General features: G+C 43.3%; 2 protein-coding genes. Both read left to right on the top strand.

Features of this window, described 5'->3' with window-relative positions:
• Positions 1 to 242: 242 nt before the first annotated feature.
• Positions 243 to 695 carry a chemotaxis protein CheW gene (locus tag F6K51_RS36495; RefSeq protein WP_293030854.1) on the top strand — a complete coding sequence of 151 codons (453 nt, stop codon included), beginning with the start codon at positions 243 to 245 and terminating at the stop codon, positions 693 to 695.
• Between the two features lie 38 nt (positions 696 to 733).
• The coding region (locus F6K51_RS36490) for a CheR family methyltransferase (protein WP_293030851.1) at positions 734 to 1,938 on the top strand (1,205 nt) is incomplete at its 3' end.

The following is a 1,938-nucleotide window of genomic DNA, read 5'->3' as shown; positions in this document are numbered from 1 at the left end:
CGGTCTTGGGAAGGCAGCGCGGTCTTGGGGGTCTCCCCCATGAGCGACTGCCGTGGTTTCCCCCACTCGCGCTTTGCATCAAGACGGGAACAGCGGATCTGGGAACAAAAATTCTCACAATTCATTTAGGATTGGTATAAAAGCTAATTAGGGGTTTGAGCACTCAGAAATTTAGAGGCTAAATGATGTTAAATATCGTTATATCAATTCCCACTAATTTTCCCATCAATTAACCGATGTTAATGTTGATTTTTTATGTAGGAAATGACCTTTATGCCCTGGATAGTTCTCAGGTCGTGGAGGTAATTCCCAGAGTCAACCTCCGAAAAATACACCAAGCTCCTGACTATGTGGCTGGTTTGTTTAACTACCGAGGTGCAATTGTGCCAGTCATCGATCTGTGCCATTTAATTCAAGGTACTCCCAGCTGCTCCCACTTAAGCACACGGATTATAATGGTCAATTATATTGCCAAAAATAATACTCATTACTGCATCGGTTTGATGTCAGAAAGAATCACAGAAACCTTAAACAAACCAGATACTGAGTGGGTCGATGCCGGAGTAAAAATAAATGACGCTCCTTATTTAGGAGAAATGATTATGGATGAAAAAGGCATGATCCAACGAATTCGGCTAGAGTATTTGTTATCGGAGTCCCAACAGATATACTTATTACCTGGAGCAGAAAATTAAAAACTACCAATTAACTAACAACTAACTAACTAATAGTAATGATTCAGGCGACTATTGAGGCTTTACTAAGAAAGAAAATCGGTTTGGATGGCAGTACTATTGGTTCTAGGCAGATTGCTAGAGCGATAGAAACCAGACGATTGGCTTGTGGCTTACCGGATCAGCAAACGTATCTGCAACAACTGCAAACCTCACCTCAAGAACTCGAATCACTGATTGAAACGGTCGTTGTCTTAGAGACTTGGTTTTTCCGGGACAGAAAACCCTTTGGGTTTCTGAGTCGTTACGTCATATCTGAGTGGTTGCCCAACCCCAACTACCCCATCCTGCGGATATTAAGTATACCCTGTTCTACAGGAGAAGAACCTTACTCCATTGCTATGACCTTGCTGGATGCGGGTTTGACTCCTAATCAGTTTCGAGTCGATGCTATTGATATCAGCAAGGAAGCATTGCACAAAGCTCGACGTGCTCTCTACAGCAGGAATTCCTTTCGGGGCAACCAACTACAGCAACAAAAACGCTATTTTAAGCAAACAGCAGATGGTTATGAATTATGTCAGTTGGTGCGCAATACCGTTAATTTCAAGCATGGTAATATTCTAGACCCCTTGGGCTTGGCTCAGAGCAACTATGACATTATATTCTGCCGCAATTTATTGATTTATTTGGATAAATCTTCCCGGTTCCGTGCTATACAACTCTTAGATCGCTTATTAATGCCTAAAGGTTTGCTGTTTGTGGGGTCTGCTGAAACAGGAGTAAGAACTACCAATCGATTTGTGTCAGTTCGCTATCCCTTTGCTTTTGCCTATCAGAAGGTGAAAGATCTTAGACAACCCCAGACCAGGAACTCTCAACAGGGGCGCAGGAGAAATTGGGAAACCTCATCGTCACTCCCGAGTCATAAGTCCCCAGTGACGCTGATCCATTCTCTCTATCCAATACAAGGGCAAAACCAGGACCAGGAGCAAGACCAGGAATACCAAACAAGATCATCTTCCCCCTCTGCTCTGGTTAATCGACAGTCTAAAGGAATCAAACAATCCTGCTTACAAAGGGAGCTTGAAAAGGGACAAGAATCCTTGCTTGAAAAAGCTAGGAGATTAGCTAATCAAGGAAATTTGGAGGAAGCGGTGACACTGTGCCAAACTTACCTAAGTCAAAATTTGACTAGTGCTGAGGCTTATGTGTTACTCGGAGAAGTCCATCAGGCCTTGGGCAATGACGAGCAGGCTGAGCA

Origin of the sequence: Moorena sp. SIO3I8 (assembly GCF_010692325.1) — a bacterium.
Taxonomy (GTDB): Bacteria; Cyanobacteriota; Cyanobacteriia; order Cyanobacteriales; family Coleofasciculaceae; genus Moorena.
Note: the sequence above shows the minus strand (reverse complement) of the source record. Positions and strands in the feature narration are given on the sequence as shown.

Bases quoted from the DNA above. Each gene is read 5' to 3' on its own strand.
- F6K51_RS36495 (WP_293030854.1), top strand. From the start codon at position 243: ATGTTGATTTTTTATGTAGGAAATGACCTTTATGCCCTGGATAGTTCT.